The following is a 14,348-nucleotide window of genomic DNA, read 5'->3' as shown; positions in this document are numbered from 1 at the left end:
TGCTCCTTGCGCGTGGTGTGCGGTCTTGGGTTATTGAACCTTGCCGGTCTCCAGCATGCGCCGGAAGCGTGCGAAGAAGTACTGGCTGTCGTGGGGGCCGGGGCCCGCCTCGGGGTGGTGCTGCACGCTGAAAATGGGCTTGGTCCGGTGCCGGAAACCTTCCAGGGTCCGATCGTTCAGGTTGAGATGCGTCTGCTCCAGAAAATCGAGACTAGATATGTCTACGCAAAAACCGTGGTTTTGTGAAGAAATTTCGATCTTTTGGGTTATGTCGTCCTGTACCGGATGGTTGATGCCGTGGTGCCCGAACTTCAGCTTGAAGCTCGTGCCGCCAAGGGCGATGCCCAGGAGCTGATGGCCGAGGCAGATGCCGCCCACGGGGAAGAGGTCGCACAGCTCCTTGATGATGGCGATCTCGTCCTTGAGGGTCGCCGGGTCGCCGGGGCCGTTGGAGAGGAAGACGCCGCTGGGGGACAATTTTTTGACGAGCGCCACCGGGAACTTCGGGGGCACGGCCAGGATGGTCAGACCTTCGGCGGCCAGCAGGCGCAGGATGTTCCACTTGATGCCGTAGTCGTACACGACCACGCGCAAGGTGCCTTCGGAACCTTCGGGCCACAGGGGCAGATCGCCGTCCATCTTCGCCGGGGTCGGCTCGGTGCCGGTCCAGTAGTAGGGCTCCTTGGGGGCCACGAAGTCGACCAAGTTGGCGCCTTCCATGGAGGGCAGGGCCTTGGCCTTGGCGACAAGTTCCTCGGGCGTCAGGTCCTCGGTCGAGATGATGCCGCGCATGGCGCCGTTGATGCGCAGGTGCCGGGTCAGGGCGCGGGTGTCGATGCCTTCCAGGCCCATGACGCCGTGGCGCACGAGGTAGTCCGGCAGGCTCTCGGTGGCGCGCCAGTTCGACGGCTTCTTGCAGCACTCCTTGACGATGAAGGCCGGGCAGTGGATGCGCGAGGACTCCACGTCCTCGAGGTTCACGCCGTAGTTGCCGATGAGCGGGTAGGTCATGCAGACCATCTGCCCGTAGTAGGACGGGTCCGTCAGGATTTCCTGGTAGCCGGACATGCCGGTGTTGAAGATGACTTCGCCGCCGGCCTCGCCGGGGCCGGTGAAGGACTGCCCGGCGAACCAGGTGCCGTCCTCAAGGGCCAGAATCGCTTTCATATATACTCTTCTCCTCGCATGAGTGCGCTGACTGTTTGCAGATCTTCGGGGCGGTCCACGCCGTGGCTTGCGTGCCGCGTGAGGGCCACATGGATGGGGATGCCGGCTTCGAGCAGGCGGAGCTGTTCCAGCTTTTCCAGCCGCTCCAGCGGACTCTCGCCCAAAGCGCTGAATTTTTCAAGGATGCGCATGCGCAGCCCGTACAGGCCGATGTGGCCCAGATATTCCGGCGGGTTGTCGCGCCCGAAGGGCACGGGCGCCCGCGAAAAATAGAGGGCCCGGCCGTCGGCCGCGCGCACGATCTTGACCCGGTCCGGAGACTGGGCCGCCTCGGCGTCGATGACGTGCCCGAGGGTGGTGACCTGCACGAGCGGGTCCTCGAAGGGCCGGATCAGCTCGGTCAGCATCTCGGGGTTCAGGGCCGGTTCGTCGCCCTGAACGTTGACAACGACGCTGTCCGGCGACGCGCCGAGCATTCGGGCCGCCTCCAGCACGCGGTCCGTGCCGCTGGCGTGGTCGCGGCCGGTCATGAGGGCCTTCATGCCGAGGTCCAGGGCGGCCCTCAGGATGCGTTCGTCGTCCGTGGCCAGGGCCACGGTCCCCACCAGCGGGCAGAGGGACGCGCGGTGCATGACGTGCCAGAACATGGGTTTGCCGTGGATGAGGGCCAGGGGCTTGCCCGGAAAGCGCGAGCTTTCGTATCTGGCCGGGATGATGGCGTAGACGTCAGTCATGGTCACTCCGTGAAAGAAATGGCGCGACAAGGGCGGCGGACGCGGCCGAGGCGCCCTGGCGCGCGCGCACGTAGTCCAGGGCTTTGGCCCGGACCGTGTCCCTGGGGGGGGCGGGTTCGAGCAGGAAGCGGGTTAGTTCGGCCGTGTCCGGGCTGCGGAAAACCAGGTCTTCGAAGATTTCGCCGCCCACCCAGTCGAAATTGCGGGTGTGGGGGCCGACGCAGGGCAGCACTCCCTGGGCCAGGGGTTCCAGGAAATTCTGGCCCCCGAGCCGGGCCAGGCTGCCGCCGACAAAAGCGCGTCGTGCCAGGGCATAGGCCTGGCCTAGCTCCCCGAAGGCGTCCCAGAGCACGACTCCGGGCGCGGCCGGGCCCGTCAGGGCGCTGCGGCGGGTCCAGGGAATGCGGGCCTTCGCCAGCAGCGCTTCCCAGGCGGCGATGCGGTGCATGTGGCGCGGGAACAGGCCGATGACGCACTGCGGGTCGGCGTCGTGCAGGCGCCGGGTGAGGTCGAGGACGACCGTTTCCTCCTGTTCGCGCACGGACCCGAGGACCAGGAATGGGTGATCTTCGGGCACGAAGGCCGCCAGGGGGTTGTCGGCGCGCGAGAGAAACTGCGCGTTCATGGCCCGGTCGAACTTGATGTTCCCGGTCACGGTCGTCCGTTCGGAGCCGAAGATCAGCCCGAAGCGCCGGGCGTCAGCCGGGGCGATGGCCCCAACGGTCGACGGAGCGAAAGAGCGCAGCCACGGCCGCAGGAACAGGTAGCCGGCCAGGGACTTGGGCGTCATGCGCGCGTTGACGACGATCACGGGCACCTTGCGGGTCGCGCAGGCCATGAGCAGGCCGGGCCAGATCTCGGTTTCGAGGAGCACGACGGCCTTGGGCCGGGCCTGGTCCAGCATCCGGCCCATGAGCCACGGCAGGTCCAGGGGCAGCATGCGGGACTGCAGGCCGGCCGCGTTCGCCTTGCGCAGCACGTCGAGGCCCTGGCTGGTGCAGGACGTGGCCAGGACCCGGACTCCGGGCAGGTGTTCCAGCAGGCTCGCCACCAGGGCGCATTCCCCGGCCGAGGCGCCCTGGACCCAGACGTCGCAGGGCGCGGGGCGGCCGAAGCCGAGGCGCTGCCGCCAGCCCTGGCGCATCCTGGGCGAAAGAAACAGAAGGGGCCCGGCCGCGCACCACAGCAGGGCGTACAGGGCGCTCAAGGCGCGCCGCGCGGCGGCGGGCATCCGGTTCCGGGCCAGGGGCATCAGCGTTTCTTGCGCAGGCCCAGTTCGATGAGCCGCGCCAGGAGCTGTTCGAAGGACAGGCCCACGGCCCGGGCCTCCTGGGGCAGGAGGCTCGTGGCCGTCATGCCGGGCAGGGTGTTGACCTCCAGCAGGTACGGCGTGCCGTCGGCCGCGAGCATGAAGTCCGCCCGGCTGTAGTCGGACAGGCCCAGGGCGTCGTGGGCGGCGCGGGCCATGGACTGCAGGCGCGCCGTCAGTTCGTCCGAAACGGGCGCCGGGCAGATCTCCTCGGTGGCGCCGGGCAGGTACTTGCTGTCGTAGTCGAAGAACTCGCCGCGCTTGGGTCGGATGAGGATGGGGGGGAGCGTCTGGCCTTCGAGCACCCCGCAGGTCAGCTCCTGGCCACGGATCAGCACCTCGGCCAGCAGGTCCTGACCGGCGATCTCCGGCGCGGCGAGGTAGGCGTCGAGCTCCTCCTCGCAGCCGATGATGCCCACGCCCAGGCTGGAGCCGCCGGTGTTGGGCTTGACCACGATGGGGAAGGGTAGCAGGGGGCGCCACTCGTTGACGTGGCAGGCCGGGACGAACTCCCACTGCGGGGTGTCCAGCCCGGCGGCCTCGAAGATCTGCTTGGCCACGGCCTTGTTCAGGGCCAGGAGCGACGAGCGGGCGTCCGAGCCCTGGAAGGGCATGCCGATGCGTTCCAGCAGGCACTGGATGAGTCCGTCCTCACCGGGGGAGCCGTGCAGGTTGATGAAGGCGAAGTCGTGCCCTTCGACTGCGGCGTAGAGACCGCGCAGGTCGCGGGCCGGGTCGAAGAGGGTGACGCTGTGGCCGAGGGCGGTCAGGCCCTTTTCGATCTGGCGGGCGCCGCTTAAGGCCACCTCGCGTTCACCGGACCAGCCGCCGGCTATCAAAAAGATATTCATGGATTTCTTCTCCGAGAATGGTGCTGAAAAGATGTTCGATGGCCTTGCCCTGGTCGTGGGAGCGCCGGACCAGGGCGCGGCTGCGTTCCGTGTGCCCGTAGCGGGCGAAAAGGTCCTCGAAACGTTCGCTCAGGCTGACGATCCTGTCGTGCTTGACCCGTTTGTCGGCGTAGATGACGGCCAGAGGCAGGAAAAAATTCTCCGCGTCGAGTTCCCCCGGCCAATGTACGTGATGGACCACGCCCTGGGCGATGCGCGGGTTGCGCGTCAGCTCCATGGCCCAGGCCGCGCCGAGTTGGCTGTGGTTGCCGCCGTGGACGATGGACCAGGTCTTGCCCAGGTCGTGCAGGAGGCCTGCGGCGCGCACGGACTGCACGAAATCGTCCCGCGGGAGCCCGTCGGGGTTGCCCAGGCCCTTGTCGGCGGCCATCTGCGCCAGGGTCGTGGCCACACCCGCGACCAGTTCGCTGTGCTCCTTGATGTGCTCGTACATGCCGTACTCATCCCACCAGGCGCGGCACTGCCCGTCAGAGGGGATACGCCCCCCGGCGTGGACGGCGATGGGGGATGGCTGGATATCGTTCATGCTGCGGGCCTTGAGGTGTCGAGCGGGTGCGGGAAGAGTTCATTGACACGAAACAGGCAGGGATTTAGCAACAGCGGTGACAAAAAGCAAAGCGGGAGATGTGCCCCATGTGCCTGGCTATTCCGATGGAAGTACTGAAGATCGACGGCCAAAGCGCCGAGGTGCAGGTCGGCGGGACGCGGCAGACGGTCCGGCTGGATCTGATTTCCGAATTTCCGGAAGTGGGCGACTTCGTCATCGTCCACGCCGGCTTCGCCCTGACCCGGCTGGACCGGGAGGAAGCCGTCGCCACCCTGAAACTTTTCGAGGAAGGGCTGAACGTTGAGCTTATTTGACAACTTCAAGGACCCGGAGCTGTGCAAGGCCCTGCTGGACCGCATCCACAAGGAACTCGACGGCGAACTGCGCTTCATGGAGGTCTGTGGGACGCATACGGTATCCATCTTCCGCAGCGGCGTGCGCTCCCTGCTTTCGGACAAGGTCGTGCACCTCTCGGGCCCCGGCTGCCCGGTCTGCGTGACCCACGACAGCGAGGTGGCCGCGTTCCTGGAACTGGCCGGCAGGAATGCGATCATCGCCACCTTCGGCGACCTCATGCGCGTGCCCGGCCCGGACAAGAAGAGCCTCAAGAGCGCCCAGGCCGAAGGCGCCCGGGTCAAGGTCGTCTATTCGCCCTTCGACGCCCTGAAGCTGGCCCAGGACAACCCCGGCGACAAGGTCGTGTTCCTGGGCGTGGGCTTCGAGACCACGGCCCCGGCCATCGCGGCCACGGTCAAGGTGGCGCGCGAGCAGGGCATCACCAACTTTTCCGTGCTCTGCTTCCACAAGCTGGTGCCGCCGGCCCTGGACGCCCTGGTTGGCGATCCGGAGCTGAAGGTCCAGGCCTTCCTGCTGCCGGGCCACGTCTCGGCCATCATCGGCGTGGAGCCCTACCGCTTCCTGGCCGAGAAGCACAGCCTGCCCGCGGTCGTGGCCGGCTTCGAGCCCGTGGACATCCTGCAGGCCCTGCACCTCTTCGTGACCATGCGCAACGAACGCCGGGCCGAAGTGGTCAACGCCTACACCCGCGTCGTGTCCGACGCCGGCAACCCCAAGGCCGTGTCGGTCATGCACGAGGTCTTCGAGCCGGCCGACGCCCTGTGGCGCGGCATCGGCCTCATCCCGGGCAGCGGCCTGACCGTGCGCGAGGAGTACGCGGCCTTCGACGCCATGCGGGTTTTCGGCATGGCGCTCAAGGAGGTCCCGGCCATCAAGGGCTGCCGCTGCGGCGACGTGCTCAAGGGCAAGCTCTCACCCGACGGGTGCCCGCTCTTCGGCAAGGCCTGCACCCCGGCCGCGCCCGTGGGGCCGTGCATGGTTTCCACTGAAGGGTCGTGCGCAGCGTATTACAAGTATAAAGTTTAGACCGCCCTGCGCGGTCCGGGCATGGGGCAGGATGGCCGCTGGCGATCCATGTCCTGTCCCTTTGTTTTTTTCAGATTGCACCAAAGGGGGATGCGTGGACAGGGTTCTTCTTGATTACGGCAGCGGCGGCAAGGCTTCGCATCGGCTCATCGGCGAACTGTTCCTCAAATATCTGGGCAACGCGGTCCTGGACCGATTGGACGACGCGGCGTTTCTGGAGATGAGCGGGCCTTTGTCCGTCAGCACCGACACCTTTACGGTCGACCCCATCTTCTTTCCCGGCGGCGATATCGGCTCCTTGGCCGTGCACGGCACGGTCAACGACGTGGCCATGCTCGGCGCACGGCCAAAATACCTGACCTGCGGGTTCATCCTGGAGGAGGGGCTGCCCATGGCCGACCTGGAGCGTATCGTCGAATCCATGGGCCGGGCCGCCCGCGAGGCCGGGGTGCTGGTCGTCACGGGCGACACCAAGGTCGTGCCCAGGGGGGCCGTGGACAAGATCTTCATCAACACCACCGGCATCGGCGAGATTTTCGTGTCCGAGGCCCCGAGCGGCCGGCGCGCCAGGCCGGGCGACGCCATCCTCATCAGCGGTTTCGTCGGCGACCATGGCCTGGCCATCCTGTCCAAGCGCGAGGGCCTGACCTTCGAGGCGCCCGTGCTCTCGGACTGCGCCTCCCTCAACCACCTCATCGTGCGCCTGCTGGAAACCGTCCCCGAGGTGCATGTCCTGCGCGACCCCACCCGCGGCGGCGTGGCCACGACCCTGAACGAGATCGCCGGGCAGTCGGGCGTGGAGTGCCGAATTCTGGAGTCGAGCATTCCCGTGCGTCCCGAGGTCAGCGGCGGCTGCTCGTTCCTTGGCCTCGACCCGCTGTACCTGGCCAACGAGGGCAAGTTCCTGTGCATCCTGCCCCAGGAGCACGCCGAGGCGGCCCTGTCCGTCATGCGCGCCGACCCCCTGGGCCGCGATGCGGTGCAGATAGGCACGGTGCGCGCCGAACACCCCGGCAAGGTCGTGCTGGAGACGCCGCTGGGCGGCACGCGCCTCATGGACATGCTCGAGGGCGAACAGCTGCCGCGCATCTGCTGACATGAACCGCACCTTCGTCGCCATCGACTTCGAGACCGCGGACTCGCGCCGCGACAGCGCCTGCGCCGTGGGCCTGACCAAGGTCCGCGGCGGAGCCGTCGTCGACTCCCTGTACGGGCTCATCCGGCCGCCGCGCTCGCGTTTTTCGCCTTTCTGCGTGGGCGTGCACGGCATCCGTTGGTCCGACGTCAAGGACAGCCCGGGTTTCCGGGACTTCTGGATCGAGAATGCCGGCTTCCTGGAGGACGCGGATTTCCTGGCCGCCCACAACGCGAGCTTCGACAAGGGCGTCCTCGGGGCCTGCTGCACCATGGCCGGCCTGCCCGCCCCGCGTCTGCCCTTCGTCTGCACCGTGAACCTGGCCCGCAACCAGTGGAACCTGCGGCCGACCAAGCTGCCCGACGTCTGCCGCCACCTGGGCCTGACCTTGAACCACCACCACGCCGGCTCCGACGCCGAGGCCTGCGCCCGCATCGTCATTGCCGCCGTGGCGGAGAACCCCCGCTGCCTCGACCCGTTCGGCGTGTAGGAGGACACATGCCCCTGACCCAGGCCCAGTTGCGGGCCCATATCTTCCTGGTCATTCTCGACAAGTTCTCGAACACCGAGGAGCGCCGCCGCGAAGCCCTGGCGGAATACTTCCTGGTGACCATGCCCAACGTCTCCCAGGAGGCCGCCGACCGTCTGGCCGTCCTCATCCCGGACCTCATGCCGGAGCTCTATTCCAAATGGATCGGCGAGTTCGCCGACCGCCTCTTCGAGACCGTGCCCGACGACCAGCTTCAGCACCTCTGCGACGGCACCGTGGAAAACAACGCGGCCCTGGGCCTGGTCTTTCTCATGTTCATGGAGTCCGAGCGCATGGAGAAAGAGGTCGAGGAAGACCTGCGAGCCTACGCTCTCAAGCATTCGGGCAGCGACGACATGGGCGACCTGGTGGCCGCCTACCTGCGCGGCAAGGTCGACGCCCTGCGGGCGGAAGTGGCGGGGGAGAAGGCGCAGTAGGGACGCGCGAGGGAGATATCTCTGCACCGTGAGGGCCGACTGGCCCGTCGGCGGACGGCTTCCTGAAAGCACGCCGCACGCGATGAAAAAAGCCCGCCCAGGCGAACCTGGGCGGGCTTCTTCATTTCGAAGCGGTCGCGACTTAGGCGAAGACCTTCTCGAACTTGGGCACGACGTCCTTTTTGCGGGACATGACCTTGGGCAGCCAGGCCTTTCCGTCCACGGGCTTGGCGCCGAAGGCCTTCTCGACCACGGAGGCGTCGTCGGAGGCGATCAGGATCTCGGAGCCTTCCTTCATGATGTCGGTCAGCAGCAGGAACACGGAGTGGTTGCCTTTCTCGGCCTTCAGCTTGACGATGTCGGCGGCCAGGTCGGCCTTGACGGCGTCGAGGATGGACAGGTCGACGACTTCCAGCTGGCCGATGCCGACCTTGGTGCCGTTCATGTTGAAGTCCTTGTAGTCGCGCAGCACCAGCTCACGGGCCGGGGTGCCTTCGACGGCGGACTTGACCTTGAACATTTCCATGCCCAGGGCGGCCAGGTCGGCGATGCCGGCGATCTTGCCCAGTTCGGCAGCGGCTTCCTTGTCGGCCGGGGTGCAGGTCGGGGACTTGAAGATGACGGTGTCGCTCAGGATGGCGCACAGCATGATGCCGGCGATGTTCTTGGGGATCTCGACGCCGAAGTACTTGTACATGGCGTTGATGACCGTGGCGGTGCAGCCCACGGGCCAGATCCAGCACTCGAGCGGGCTGGAGGTGGTCAGGTCGCCCAGCTTGTGGTGGTCGACGATACCCAGGACTTCAGCCTGCTTGATGTCTTCGGGCAGCTGGGCCAGGTCGGAGGTGTCGACCAGGAAAACCTTTTCGCCGGCAAAGGCGGTCTTCACGGCCGGGGCGGCCACGCCGAACTTCTCGAGGATGAACTTGGTCTCGGGGGGCAGTTCGCCCTGGGCGGCCGGGGTGCAGGCCACGCCGAGCTTGCTCTTCAGGTCGGCCAGCGCGATAGCGCTGCAGACGGTGTCGGAATCAGGATTCTTGTGACCGAAAACATAAACGGACATGGTATTCCTCCTACAAGGGTTTATTGACGAACAATAAGTTTGTGCCAAATATCACAATTATTCGCGGCTGCCAAGAGAGAACATTGTGAAGATATTGTCAAGGCTCAGAGCGTGAGCAGAACGCCGAGCACGAGGCTGGCGCCGGCCAGGGCGTAGGCCCGCGGCAGGCGCAGCGCCAGAACGGCTCCGGCGCAGGCCCCGATCCAGAGCATGGGCCACGTGGGCTGCGGTCCCCCGGATACCCATGGCGCGACCAGTCTGACGATTGCCAGCAGGGCCGCGGCGCAGGACAGGTAGAGGGCGAAGCCCAGGGCGAACATCTCGCCCATGGCCTGGAAGACCAGGCGGTCCGGCGTGTAGGGGTGGTTCACGCCGCGCCTGTTCCAGATGATGAGCCTGTTGTAGCTCAGGTTCTGGCGCTTGCGGTAGCGCTGTTCCACCCAGGAGCCCAGATAGGCCAGGGGGAGGGAGAGGACGAGTATGATGGCCGTGACGCGCATGTCCGCTTCGGGCACACAGGCCAGCACGCCCAGGGTGGCGGTCAGGGCCAGCAGGCCGTGGGGCGGGATGAAGGTGCCGGCCGGGAAGAGGTCGAGCCACAGGAGTTCGAAGAAGATTCCGGCGTTCAGGGGCGGCTGCAGCCTGAAGGTCAGGAGCGCCCAGAGCATGGCGGCGAAGAGGGGGCGGTGGACGAAGCCCAGGTCAAGGGCGAAGCGGGTCAGCCAGAGCAGGGCAAAAAAAAACCGCCTCCGGCCAGAATGGTGAAGTCGTGAGAGGTGATCATGACGGTTCCGGGTGGTTCATAGGTTGACCTTCGGCGTGGCCGTGGGCACGCAACGGAAATCGATCTCCACTTCGTGGTCCGCGAAATACTTGAGACAGCTGCGGTCGTCGGGCCCCAGGGCGATATGCTCGCAGACCTGCTCCTTGCCCGGCCCGTAATGCAGATTGCCGATGTTGACCTGGGAGAAGGGCAGTCCGGCCATGTGCGCGGATCTGGCATCGGCGCAGGTGGAGAACAGCACCAGGACGTGCTGTGAGACATTCCCCTTGAAGACGCGGCGCAGGACGTCGGGCGTTTCGGCCACGGTGCAGCAGACGAAGGACACGTCGCTCGGGACGGCCAGGCTCATGATCTCCTGCCTGAGGGCGTCGGAGGCCAGGTCGTCGTTGGCCACCACCAGGGTCTTGGCCCTTATGTGCGGCAGCCAGGCCTCGATGACCTGGCCGTGGACCAGCCGGTTGTCGATGCGGAACCAGATCACGCCTAGGCCTCGCCGATCTTTCGGGTCAGAACCTCGCCCGCGAGCACGATGCCCTGGATGCCGGCGTTTTTGGCATTCTGGGCCAGCTGGGTCAGCTCCTGGTCGCGCATGCCGAGGATGCGTAGCAGCATGGGCAGGTTGACCCCGGTCAGGACGTCGACCTTGCCCGGCTGGAGCAGGGACAGGCCGATGTTGGACGGCGTGCCGCCGAACATGTCGGTCAGGATGATCACGCCTTCGCCCGTCTCCATCCGTTTGACGGCGCTTTTCAGGTCCGTCAGCAGGGTGGCCATGTCCACCGCGCCTTCCACCGCTATGTGGGCGCACTGTTCCTGCGGCCCCAAGATGGTCTGGGCAGCCTCCAGCAGATGCTGGCCGAACTGGCCATGGGTCACCAGAATCACTCCAACCATTCTTCCTCCAGAACGCGTTATCCGAGACTGAAATGCCGATGCTCCACAGAGACGGTGTACCCGCGCGCCCTCAGGTGGGCAAGCACGGCCTCTGTCACGGCCACGGAGCGGTGTCTGCCGCCGGTGCAGCCGAAGGCCATGGTCAGGCGGTAGCGCCCTTCCCTGGCGTAGAGGGGCACGGTGAAGTCGAGAAACTCCAGGAGCCTCTTCAGGTACTCCCGGCCGGGTTCGCCGTCCAGGACGTAGCGGGCGATGGCTTCATCCTGTCCGGACAGGGGGCGCAGGTCCTCGACGAAATAGGGGTTTGGCAGGAAACGCAGGTCCATGACCGTGTCGGCCTCGGCCGGGGCCCCGTACTTGAAGCCGAAGGAGATGAGGTGCACGCGCATGCCCTGGCTCAGGCTGGCGATGCTCGCCCACTTGTCCTGGATGACGCGGCGCAGGTCGTGGACCGAGTAGTGGGACGTGTCGACGACCAGGTCGGCCTGGTTACGGATGGGCTCCAGGATCTCCCGTTCCCGGTCCAGGGCCGCTTCCAGGCCCAGGTTGCCCGTGGCCAGGGGGTGGGGTCGGCGCGTGGTGGCGTACCTGCGCAGCAGGACCTGGTCCGAGGAGTCCGTGAAGATGATGGTCGGGCGCACCGACAGCTTCTCCATGTCCTGCAACACTTCCCGCCACTGCCCGGCGAAGTCGGGCTGGCGCAGGTCCATGCCCATGGCCAGGCCCGGGTAGTCCGTGGACGAGGACGAGAAGAACAGCTCGATCAGGGCCGGGGCCATGCGGGCCGGCAGGCCATCCACGCAGAAGAAGCCCATGTCCTCGAAGACGCGCAGGGCCGTGCTCTTGCCCGAGCCCGACATGCCCGAGACGATGACGACGTTTTTCGGTGCGTTGCGCATTTCCATGGCGGGGGTTCCTTGCACAGGCTTCAGACGGACTGCAGCAGCCGCCACAGCCCGTCGCCGCCTTCCGCGTCGGCGAAGGCCTGGCGGAAGGCGTTGTCCTTGAGCAGGCGCGAGATGGTGGCCAGGATCTTCAGATGCAGGCCCACCACGCTGGAGGGGGCCAGGACCGTGAAGAAGATGGTGGCCGGCTTGTGGTCCAGGCTGGCGAAATCGACGCCTTCGCGGCTGCGTCCCACGATGACCATGACCTGGTCGAGGCTGTCCAGCTTTCCGTGAGGGATGGCGATGCCGTCTCCGATGCCCGTGGTGCCCAGCATTTCCCTGTCCAGGAGCACCTGGGCCACCCGCACGGGGTCAACGCCCGGGAATTTGCCCGGGAGCGGGGAAACGAGTTCGGCCAGGACCTCCTTCTTGGTCCTGGCCGAAAGGTCGGAGATGATCAGGTCTTTATCCAGGTATTCGGCAAGCTTCATGCCCTTATACCCCAGGGTCGATGAGGCCGAAGTCGCCGGTCTTGCGGCGGTAGATGACGTTGACGCGTTCGTTCTCGGCGTTCAGGAAGACGAGGAACTCGTTCTCCGTCTTGCCGAGCTGCATGGCGGCCTCTTCGACGACCATGGGCTTGGGCTCGAAGTGGTCGGTCTGCTGGATGCTCTGCCTGCGCTTGCCCGTGGTGTCCTCGTCGAAGCTGATGACGTCCATGCGCACGGTGTCGCCGCCGGCCTTGCGCTTGCTCTTGTCCTTGTCGCGGACCTTGCGCATCTGGGCCTCGAGCTTGTCCCACACCATGTCGACGGTGGAGTACATGTCCTCGCTGTCCTCGCGGGCGGAGATGTGCACGTTCTTGCCGGTCAGGACGACGTCGGCGATATGGCGGAATTTCTCGACTTCGAGGTTGACCTGCAGTTCGGCGTCAGGGGTGCCGGCCATGAACTTGCCGAGCTTGCCGAAACGGTCCTTGGCGTACTTGCGCAGGTGGTCGGAAGGGTCGAAGTTCTTGAAGTTGAAGACTATCCTCATGGAATCCTCCTCGTCAGTTGAGGGTCAACCCCGCGTCTTCCCGGAAGGGCGGCGAGGGGTGGAATATCAAAACACCTGCTTGCGCTTGGATGACGACTCGATGCCCAGGACGGCGCGGTATTTGGCCACCGTGCGGCGGGCGATGTTGACATCCAGCGTTTCCTTCAGCACCGCGGCGATCTTCTCGTCGCTGTAGGGGTGCTTGGGGTCTTCCTCGCTGACCATCTTCTTGATGATGGCCTTGACGGACTCGGAGCCCACCTGGGTGCCGTCGTCCATCTCCAGCGCGGAATTGAAGAAAAATTTCAGTTCGAAGATGCCGTGCGGGGTGGCCACGTACTTGCTCGTGGTGATGCGGCTGACCGTGGACTCGTGCATCTCGATGTCGTCGGCCACGTCCTTGAGTATGAGGGGCTTGAGCTTGGTCACGCCGTGCTCGAAGAAGCCCCGCTGAAACCGCACGATGCTCTCGACCACCTTATACAGGGTTCTCTGCCTTTGGTGCAAGCTCTTCATGAGCCACATGGCCGAACGCATCTTGTCGTGGAGGTACTCCCGGTCCGGGCCCTTCACGGCCAGGCTCGTGTCGTCCATGTAGTAGGGGCTCAGCTGCAGCTTGGGCAGGCCGTCGTCGTTCATGACGATGACGAAATCGCTTTCGTACTCGTACACGAAGACGTCGGGGCTGACGAAGACGGTGTTGTCGCTGCCGTAGCTCGCGCCGGGCATGGGGTCCAGGGTCTGGATGATGTCAAGGTAGGCCTTCAGGTCCTCCATCTGGATCTTGAACTTGCGCAGGAGCGGCTTGTAGCGGCGCTTCTCGATATCCTCCAGATGCTCGTCCACCAGTGAAACGAGGATGGGGTCGTCCTGGCCCAGGACCTCCAACTGGATGAGCAGGCACTCCTTGGGGGAACGGGCGGCCACGCCCACGGGGTCGAAGCGCTGCAGGCGGTGCAGGACGGACTGGACCAGGGCCAGGGGCGAAAGGGTCTCGGAGGCGATCTCCTCGGCGCTGGTCGTCAGGTAGCCCAGGGAGTCCAGGTTGCCGATGATGGCCTCGCCGATGGCCTCCTCCTCTTCGGTGATGTTGGAGAGGCAGAGCTGCCACAGGAGGTGGCCTTCCAGGGAGGGCTTGCCCGAGAGCCTGGCCTCGTAAGACATCATCTCCTCGAGGGCCTCGGTCTCCTTGAACTGCACCTGCTTGGTCGTGCTCGAAAAGTCGCCGAGGTAGTTCTCCCAGTCGGCGTTGCGCATGAGCTCGGCGTCGTCGAAGGACACGTCGGCCCGTTGCTCCACGGGCGGGGCCTGGGATTCGACCTCCTCGGAGATCTCCCGCGGCGCTTCCTCAAGCATCGGATTTTCCAGCAGTTCCTGCTGGACGGCTTCGAGGAGCTCGAATCGGGAGAGCTGAAGCAGCTTGATGGCCTGCTGCAGCTGCGGGGTCATGACCAGCTGCTGCGTCAGCTTGAGGTTCTGTCGGAGTTCAAGGCCCATAGTGTCTCTGTCGTCCCAGCGTAAGATGCAGTG

Annotated in this window: 18 protein-coding genes; 5 read left to right on the top strand and 13 right to left on the bottom strand. The window is 65.7% G+C overall.

Translation table 11 applies throughout. The features are described 5' to 3' along the window. Nucleotides 1–30 precede the first annotated feature (30 nt). From carA to ACZ5AC_RS12410, 5 genes are read right to left on the bottom strand one after another with little or no spacing between them, the layout of a single operon-like run. Nucleotides 31–1,167 carry a glutamine-hydrolyzing carbamoyl-phosphate synthase small subunit gene (gene carA / locus ACZ5AC_RS12430; RefSeq protein WP_464247918.1) on the bottom strand — a complete coding sequence of 379 codons (1,137 nt, stop codon included), beginning with the start codon at nt 1,165–1,167 and terminating at the stop codon, nt 31–33. Continuing rightward, entirely contained in the window at nt 1,164–1,901 is a 738-nt protein-coding gene (gene kdsB / locus ACZ5AC_RS12425) for a 3-deoxy-manno-octulosonate cytidylyltransferase (RefSeq protein ID WP_464247917.1), read from the bottom strand. Before kdsB ends, carA begins: the two co-directional genes overlap by 4 nt. Beyond that, nucleotides 1,894–3,153 (bottom strand): 3-deoxy-D-manno-octulosonic acid transferase, encoded by a 1,260-nt coding sequence (locus tag ACZ5AC_RS12420; RefSeq protein WP_464247916.1) that lies wholly within the window; start codon nt 3,151–3,153, stop codon nt 1,894–1,896. Before ACZ5AC_RS12420 ends, kdsB begins: the two co-directional genes overlap by 8 nt. Then, the gene (locus tag ACZ5AC_RS12415; protein WP_464247915.1) at nt 3,153–4,061 is read right to left on the bottom strand and encodes a D-alanine--D-alanine ligase family protein; all 909 of its coding nucleotides are present in this window, start codon (nt 4,059–4,061) and stop codon (nt 3,153–3,155) included. Before ACZ5AC_RS12415 ends, ACZ5AC_RS12420 begins: the two co-directional genes overlap by 1 nt. Then, nucleotides 4,024–4,647, bottom strand: coding sequence for an HD domain-containing protein (locus ACZ5AC_RS12410; RefSeq protein WP_464247914.1), 624 nt, complete (start codon nt 4,645–4,647; stop codon nt 4,024–4,026). Before ACZ5AC_RS12410 ends, ACZ5AC_RS12415 begins: the two co-directional genes overlap by 38 nt. 107 nt (nt 4,648–4,754) lie before the next feature. Between ACZ5AC_RS12410 and ACZ5AC_RS12405 the strand changes: the two genes are divergently transcribed. The 5 genes from ACZ5AC_RS12405 to ACZ5AC_RS12385 all read left to right on the top strand — a co-directional run bounded on the left by ACZ5AC_RS12405 (nt 4,755) and on the right by ACZ5AC_RS12385 (nt 8,152). Further along, nucleotides 4,755–4,982, top strand: coding sequence for a HypC/HybG/HupF family hydrogenase formation chaperone (locus tag ACZ5AC_RS12405; RefSeq protein WP_464247913.1), 228 nt, complete (start codon nt 4,755–4,757; stop codon nt 4,980–4,982). Further along, complete coding sequence (gene hypD / locus ACZ5AC_RS12400) at nt 4,969–6,051, top strand: hydrogenase formation protein HypD (RefSeq protein ID WP_464247912.1); 1,083 nt, start codon at nt 4,969–4,971, stop codon at nt 6,049–6,051. The genes ACZ5AC_RS12405 and hypD overlap by 14 nt, the downstream gene beginning before the upstream one ends. Before the next feature lie 94 nt (nt 6,052–6,145). Then, entirely contained in the window at nt 6,146–7,147 is a 1,002-nt protein-coding gene (hypE, locus tag ACZ5AC_RS12395; RefSeq protein WP_464247911.1) for a hydrogenase expression/formation protein HypE, read from the top strand. Nucleotide 7,148: 1 nt separating this feature from the next. Next, the gene (locus ACZ5AC_RS12390; protein ID WP_464247910.1) at nt 7,149–7,676 is read left to right on the top strand and encodes a 3'-5' exonuclease; all 528 of its coding nucleotides are present in this window, start codon (nt 7,149–7,151) and stop codon (nt 7,674–7,676) included. Nucleotides 7,677–7,684: 8 nt separating this feature from the next. Continuing rightward, a complete protein-coding gene (locus tag ACZ5AC_RS12385; protein ID WP_464247909.1) occupies nt 7,685–8,152 on the top strand; it encodes a hypothetical protein in 468 nt (155 codons plus the stop codon). Nucleotides 8,153–8,294: 142 nt separating this feature from the next. Here ACZ5AC_RS12385 and ACZ5AC_RS12380 read toward each other — a convergent pair whose 3' ends face one another. The 8 genes from ACZ5AC_RS12380 to rpoN all read right to left on the bottom strand — a co-directional run bounded on the left by ACZ5AC_RS12380 (nt 8,295) and on the right by rpoN (nt 14,315). After that, nucleotides 8,295–9,215: a manganese-dependent inorganic pyrophosphatase gene (locus tag ACZ5AC_RS12380; RefSeq protein ID WP_464247908.1), complete on the bottom strand. Its 921-nt coding sequence runs from the start codon at nt 9,213–9,215 to the stop codon at nt 8,295–8,297. 104 nt (nt 9,216–9,319) lie between these two features. Further along, the gene (locus ACZ5AC_RS12375) at nt 9,320–9,883 is read right to left on the bottom strand and encodes a hypothetical protein (protein WP_464247907.1); all 564 of its coding nucleotides are present in this window, start codon (nt 9,881–9,883) and stop codon (nt 9,320–9,322) included. Nucleotides 9,884–10,015: 132 nt separating this feature from the next. Beyond that, a complete protein-coding gene (locus ACZ5AC_RS12370) occupies nt 10,016–10,480 on the bottom strand; it encodes a PTS sugar transporter subunit IIB (RefSeq protein ID WP_464247906.1) in 465 nt (154 codons plus the stop codon). 2 nt (nt 10,481–10,482) lie between these two features. Next, entirely contained in the window at nt 10,483–10,893 is a 411-nt protein-coding gene (locus ACZ5AC_RS12365) for a PTS sugar transporter subunit IIA (protein ID WP_464247905.1), read from the bottom strand. Between the two features lie 17 nt (nt 10,894–10,910). Further along, nucleotides 10,911–11,798, bottom strand: coding sequence for an RNase adapter RapZ (rapZ, locus tag ACZ5AC_RS12360; RefSeq protein WP_464247904.1), 888 nt, complete (start codon nt 11,796–11,798; stop codon nt 10,911–10,913). 23 nt (nt 11,799–11,821) lie between these two features. Next, nucleotides 11,822–12,271, bottom strand: coding sequence for a PTS sugar transporter subunit IIA (locus ACZ5AC_RS12355; protein WP_464247903.1), 450 nt, complete (start codon nt 12,269–12,271; stop codon nt 11,822–11,824). A 4-nt stretch (nt 12,272–12,275) separates the two neighbouring features. Then, nucleotides 12,276–12,818 (bottom strand): ribosome hibernation-promoting factor, HPF/YfiA family, encoded by a 543-nt coding sequence (hpf, locus tag ACZ5AC_RS12350; RefSeq protein ID WP_464247902.1) that lies wholly within the window; start codon nt 12,816–12,818, stop codon nt 12,276–12,278. Nucleotides 12,819–12,884: 66 nt separating this feature from the next. After that, entirely contained in the window at nt 12,885–14,315 is a 1,431-nt protein-coding gene (gene rpoN / locus ACZ5AC_RS12345) for an RNA polymerase factor sigma-54 (protein ID WP_464247901.1), read from the bottom strand. Nucleotides 14,316–14,348: the final 33 nt, after the last annotated feature.

The sequence above is a fragment of the Desulfomicrobium aestuarii genome (genome assembly GCF_055385525.1).
This window is presented reverse-complemented; position numbering and strand designations above follow the sequence as displayed.

Excerpts from the sequence above, each read along its gene's own strand:
- ACZ5AC_RS12365 (WP_464247905.1), bottom strand. The coding sequence starts at position 10,893 with ATGGTTGGAGTGATTCTGGTGACCCATGGCCAGTTCGGCCAGCATCTG.
- ACZ5AC_RS12420 (WP_464247916.1), bottom strand. The coding sequence starts at position 3,153 with ATGCCCCTGGCCCGGAACCGGATGCCCGCCGCCGCGCGGCGCGCCTTG.
- rapZ (WP_464247904.1), bottom strand. The coding sequence starts at position 11,798 with ATGGAAATGCGCAACGCACCGAAAAACGTCGTCATCGTCTCGGGCATG.
- ACZ5AC_RS12390 (WP_464247910.1), top strand. The coding sequence starts at position 7,149 with ATGAACCGCACCTTCGTCGCCATCGACTTCGAGACCGCGGACTCGCGC.
- carA (WP_464247918.1), bottom strand. The coding sequence starts at position 1,167 with ATGAAAGCGATTCTGGCCCTTGAGGACGGCACCTGGTTCGCCGGGCAG.
- ACZ5AC_RS12405 (WP_464247913.1), top strand. The coding sequence starts at position 4,755 with ATGTGCCTGGCTATTCCGATGGAAGTACTGAAGATCGACGGCCAAAGC.
- rpoN (WP_464247901.1), bottom strand. The coding sequence starts at position 14,315 with ATGGGCCTTGAACTCCGACAGAACCTCAAGCTGACGCAGCAGCTGGTC.
- hpf (WP_464247902.1), bottom strand. The coding sequence starts at position 12,818 with ATGAGGATAGTCTTCAACTTCAAGAACTTCGACCCTTCCGACCACCTG.
- ACZ5AC_RS12410 (WP_464247914.1), bottom strand. The coding sequence starts at position 4,647 with ATGAACGATATCCAGCCATCCCCCATCGCCGTCCACGCCGGGGGGCGT.
- ACZ5AC_RS12355 (WP_464247903.1), bottom strand. The coding sequence starts at position 12,271 with ATGAAGCTTGCCGAATACCTGGATAAAGACCTGATCATCTCCGACCTT.
- ACZ5AC_RS12415 (WP_464247915.1), bottom strand. The coding sequence starts at position 4,061 with ATGAATATCTTTTTGATAGCCGGCGGCTGGTCCGGTGAACGCGAGGTG.
- ACZ5AC_RS12375 (WP_464247907.1), bottom strand. The coding sequence starts at position 9,883 with ATGCTCTGGGCGCTCCTGACCTTCAGGCTGCAGCCGCCCCTGAACGCC.
- ACZ5AC_RS12380 (WP_464247908.1), bottom strand. The coding sequence starts at position 9,215 with ATGTCCGTTTATGTTTTCGGTCACAAGAATCCTGATTCCGACACCGTC.
- ACZ5AC_RS12385 (WP_464247909.1), top strand. The coding sequence starts at position 7,685 with ATGCCCCTGACCCAGGCCCAGTTGCGGGCCCATATCTTCCTGGTCATT.
- kdsB (WP_464247917.1), bottom strand. The coding sequence starts at position 1,901 with ATGACTGACGTCTACGCCATCATCCCGGCCAGATACGAAAGCTCGCGC.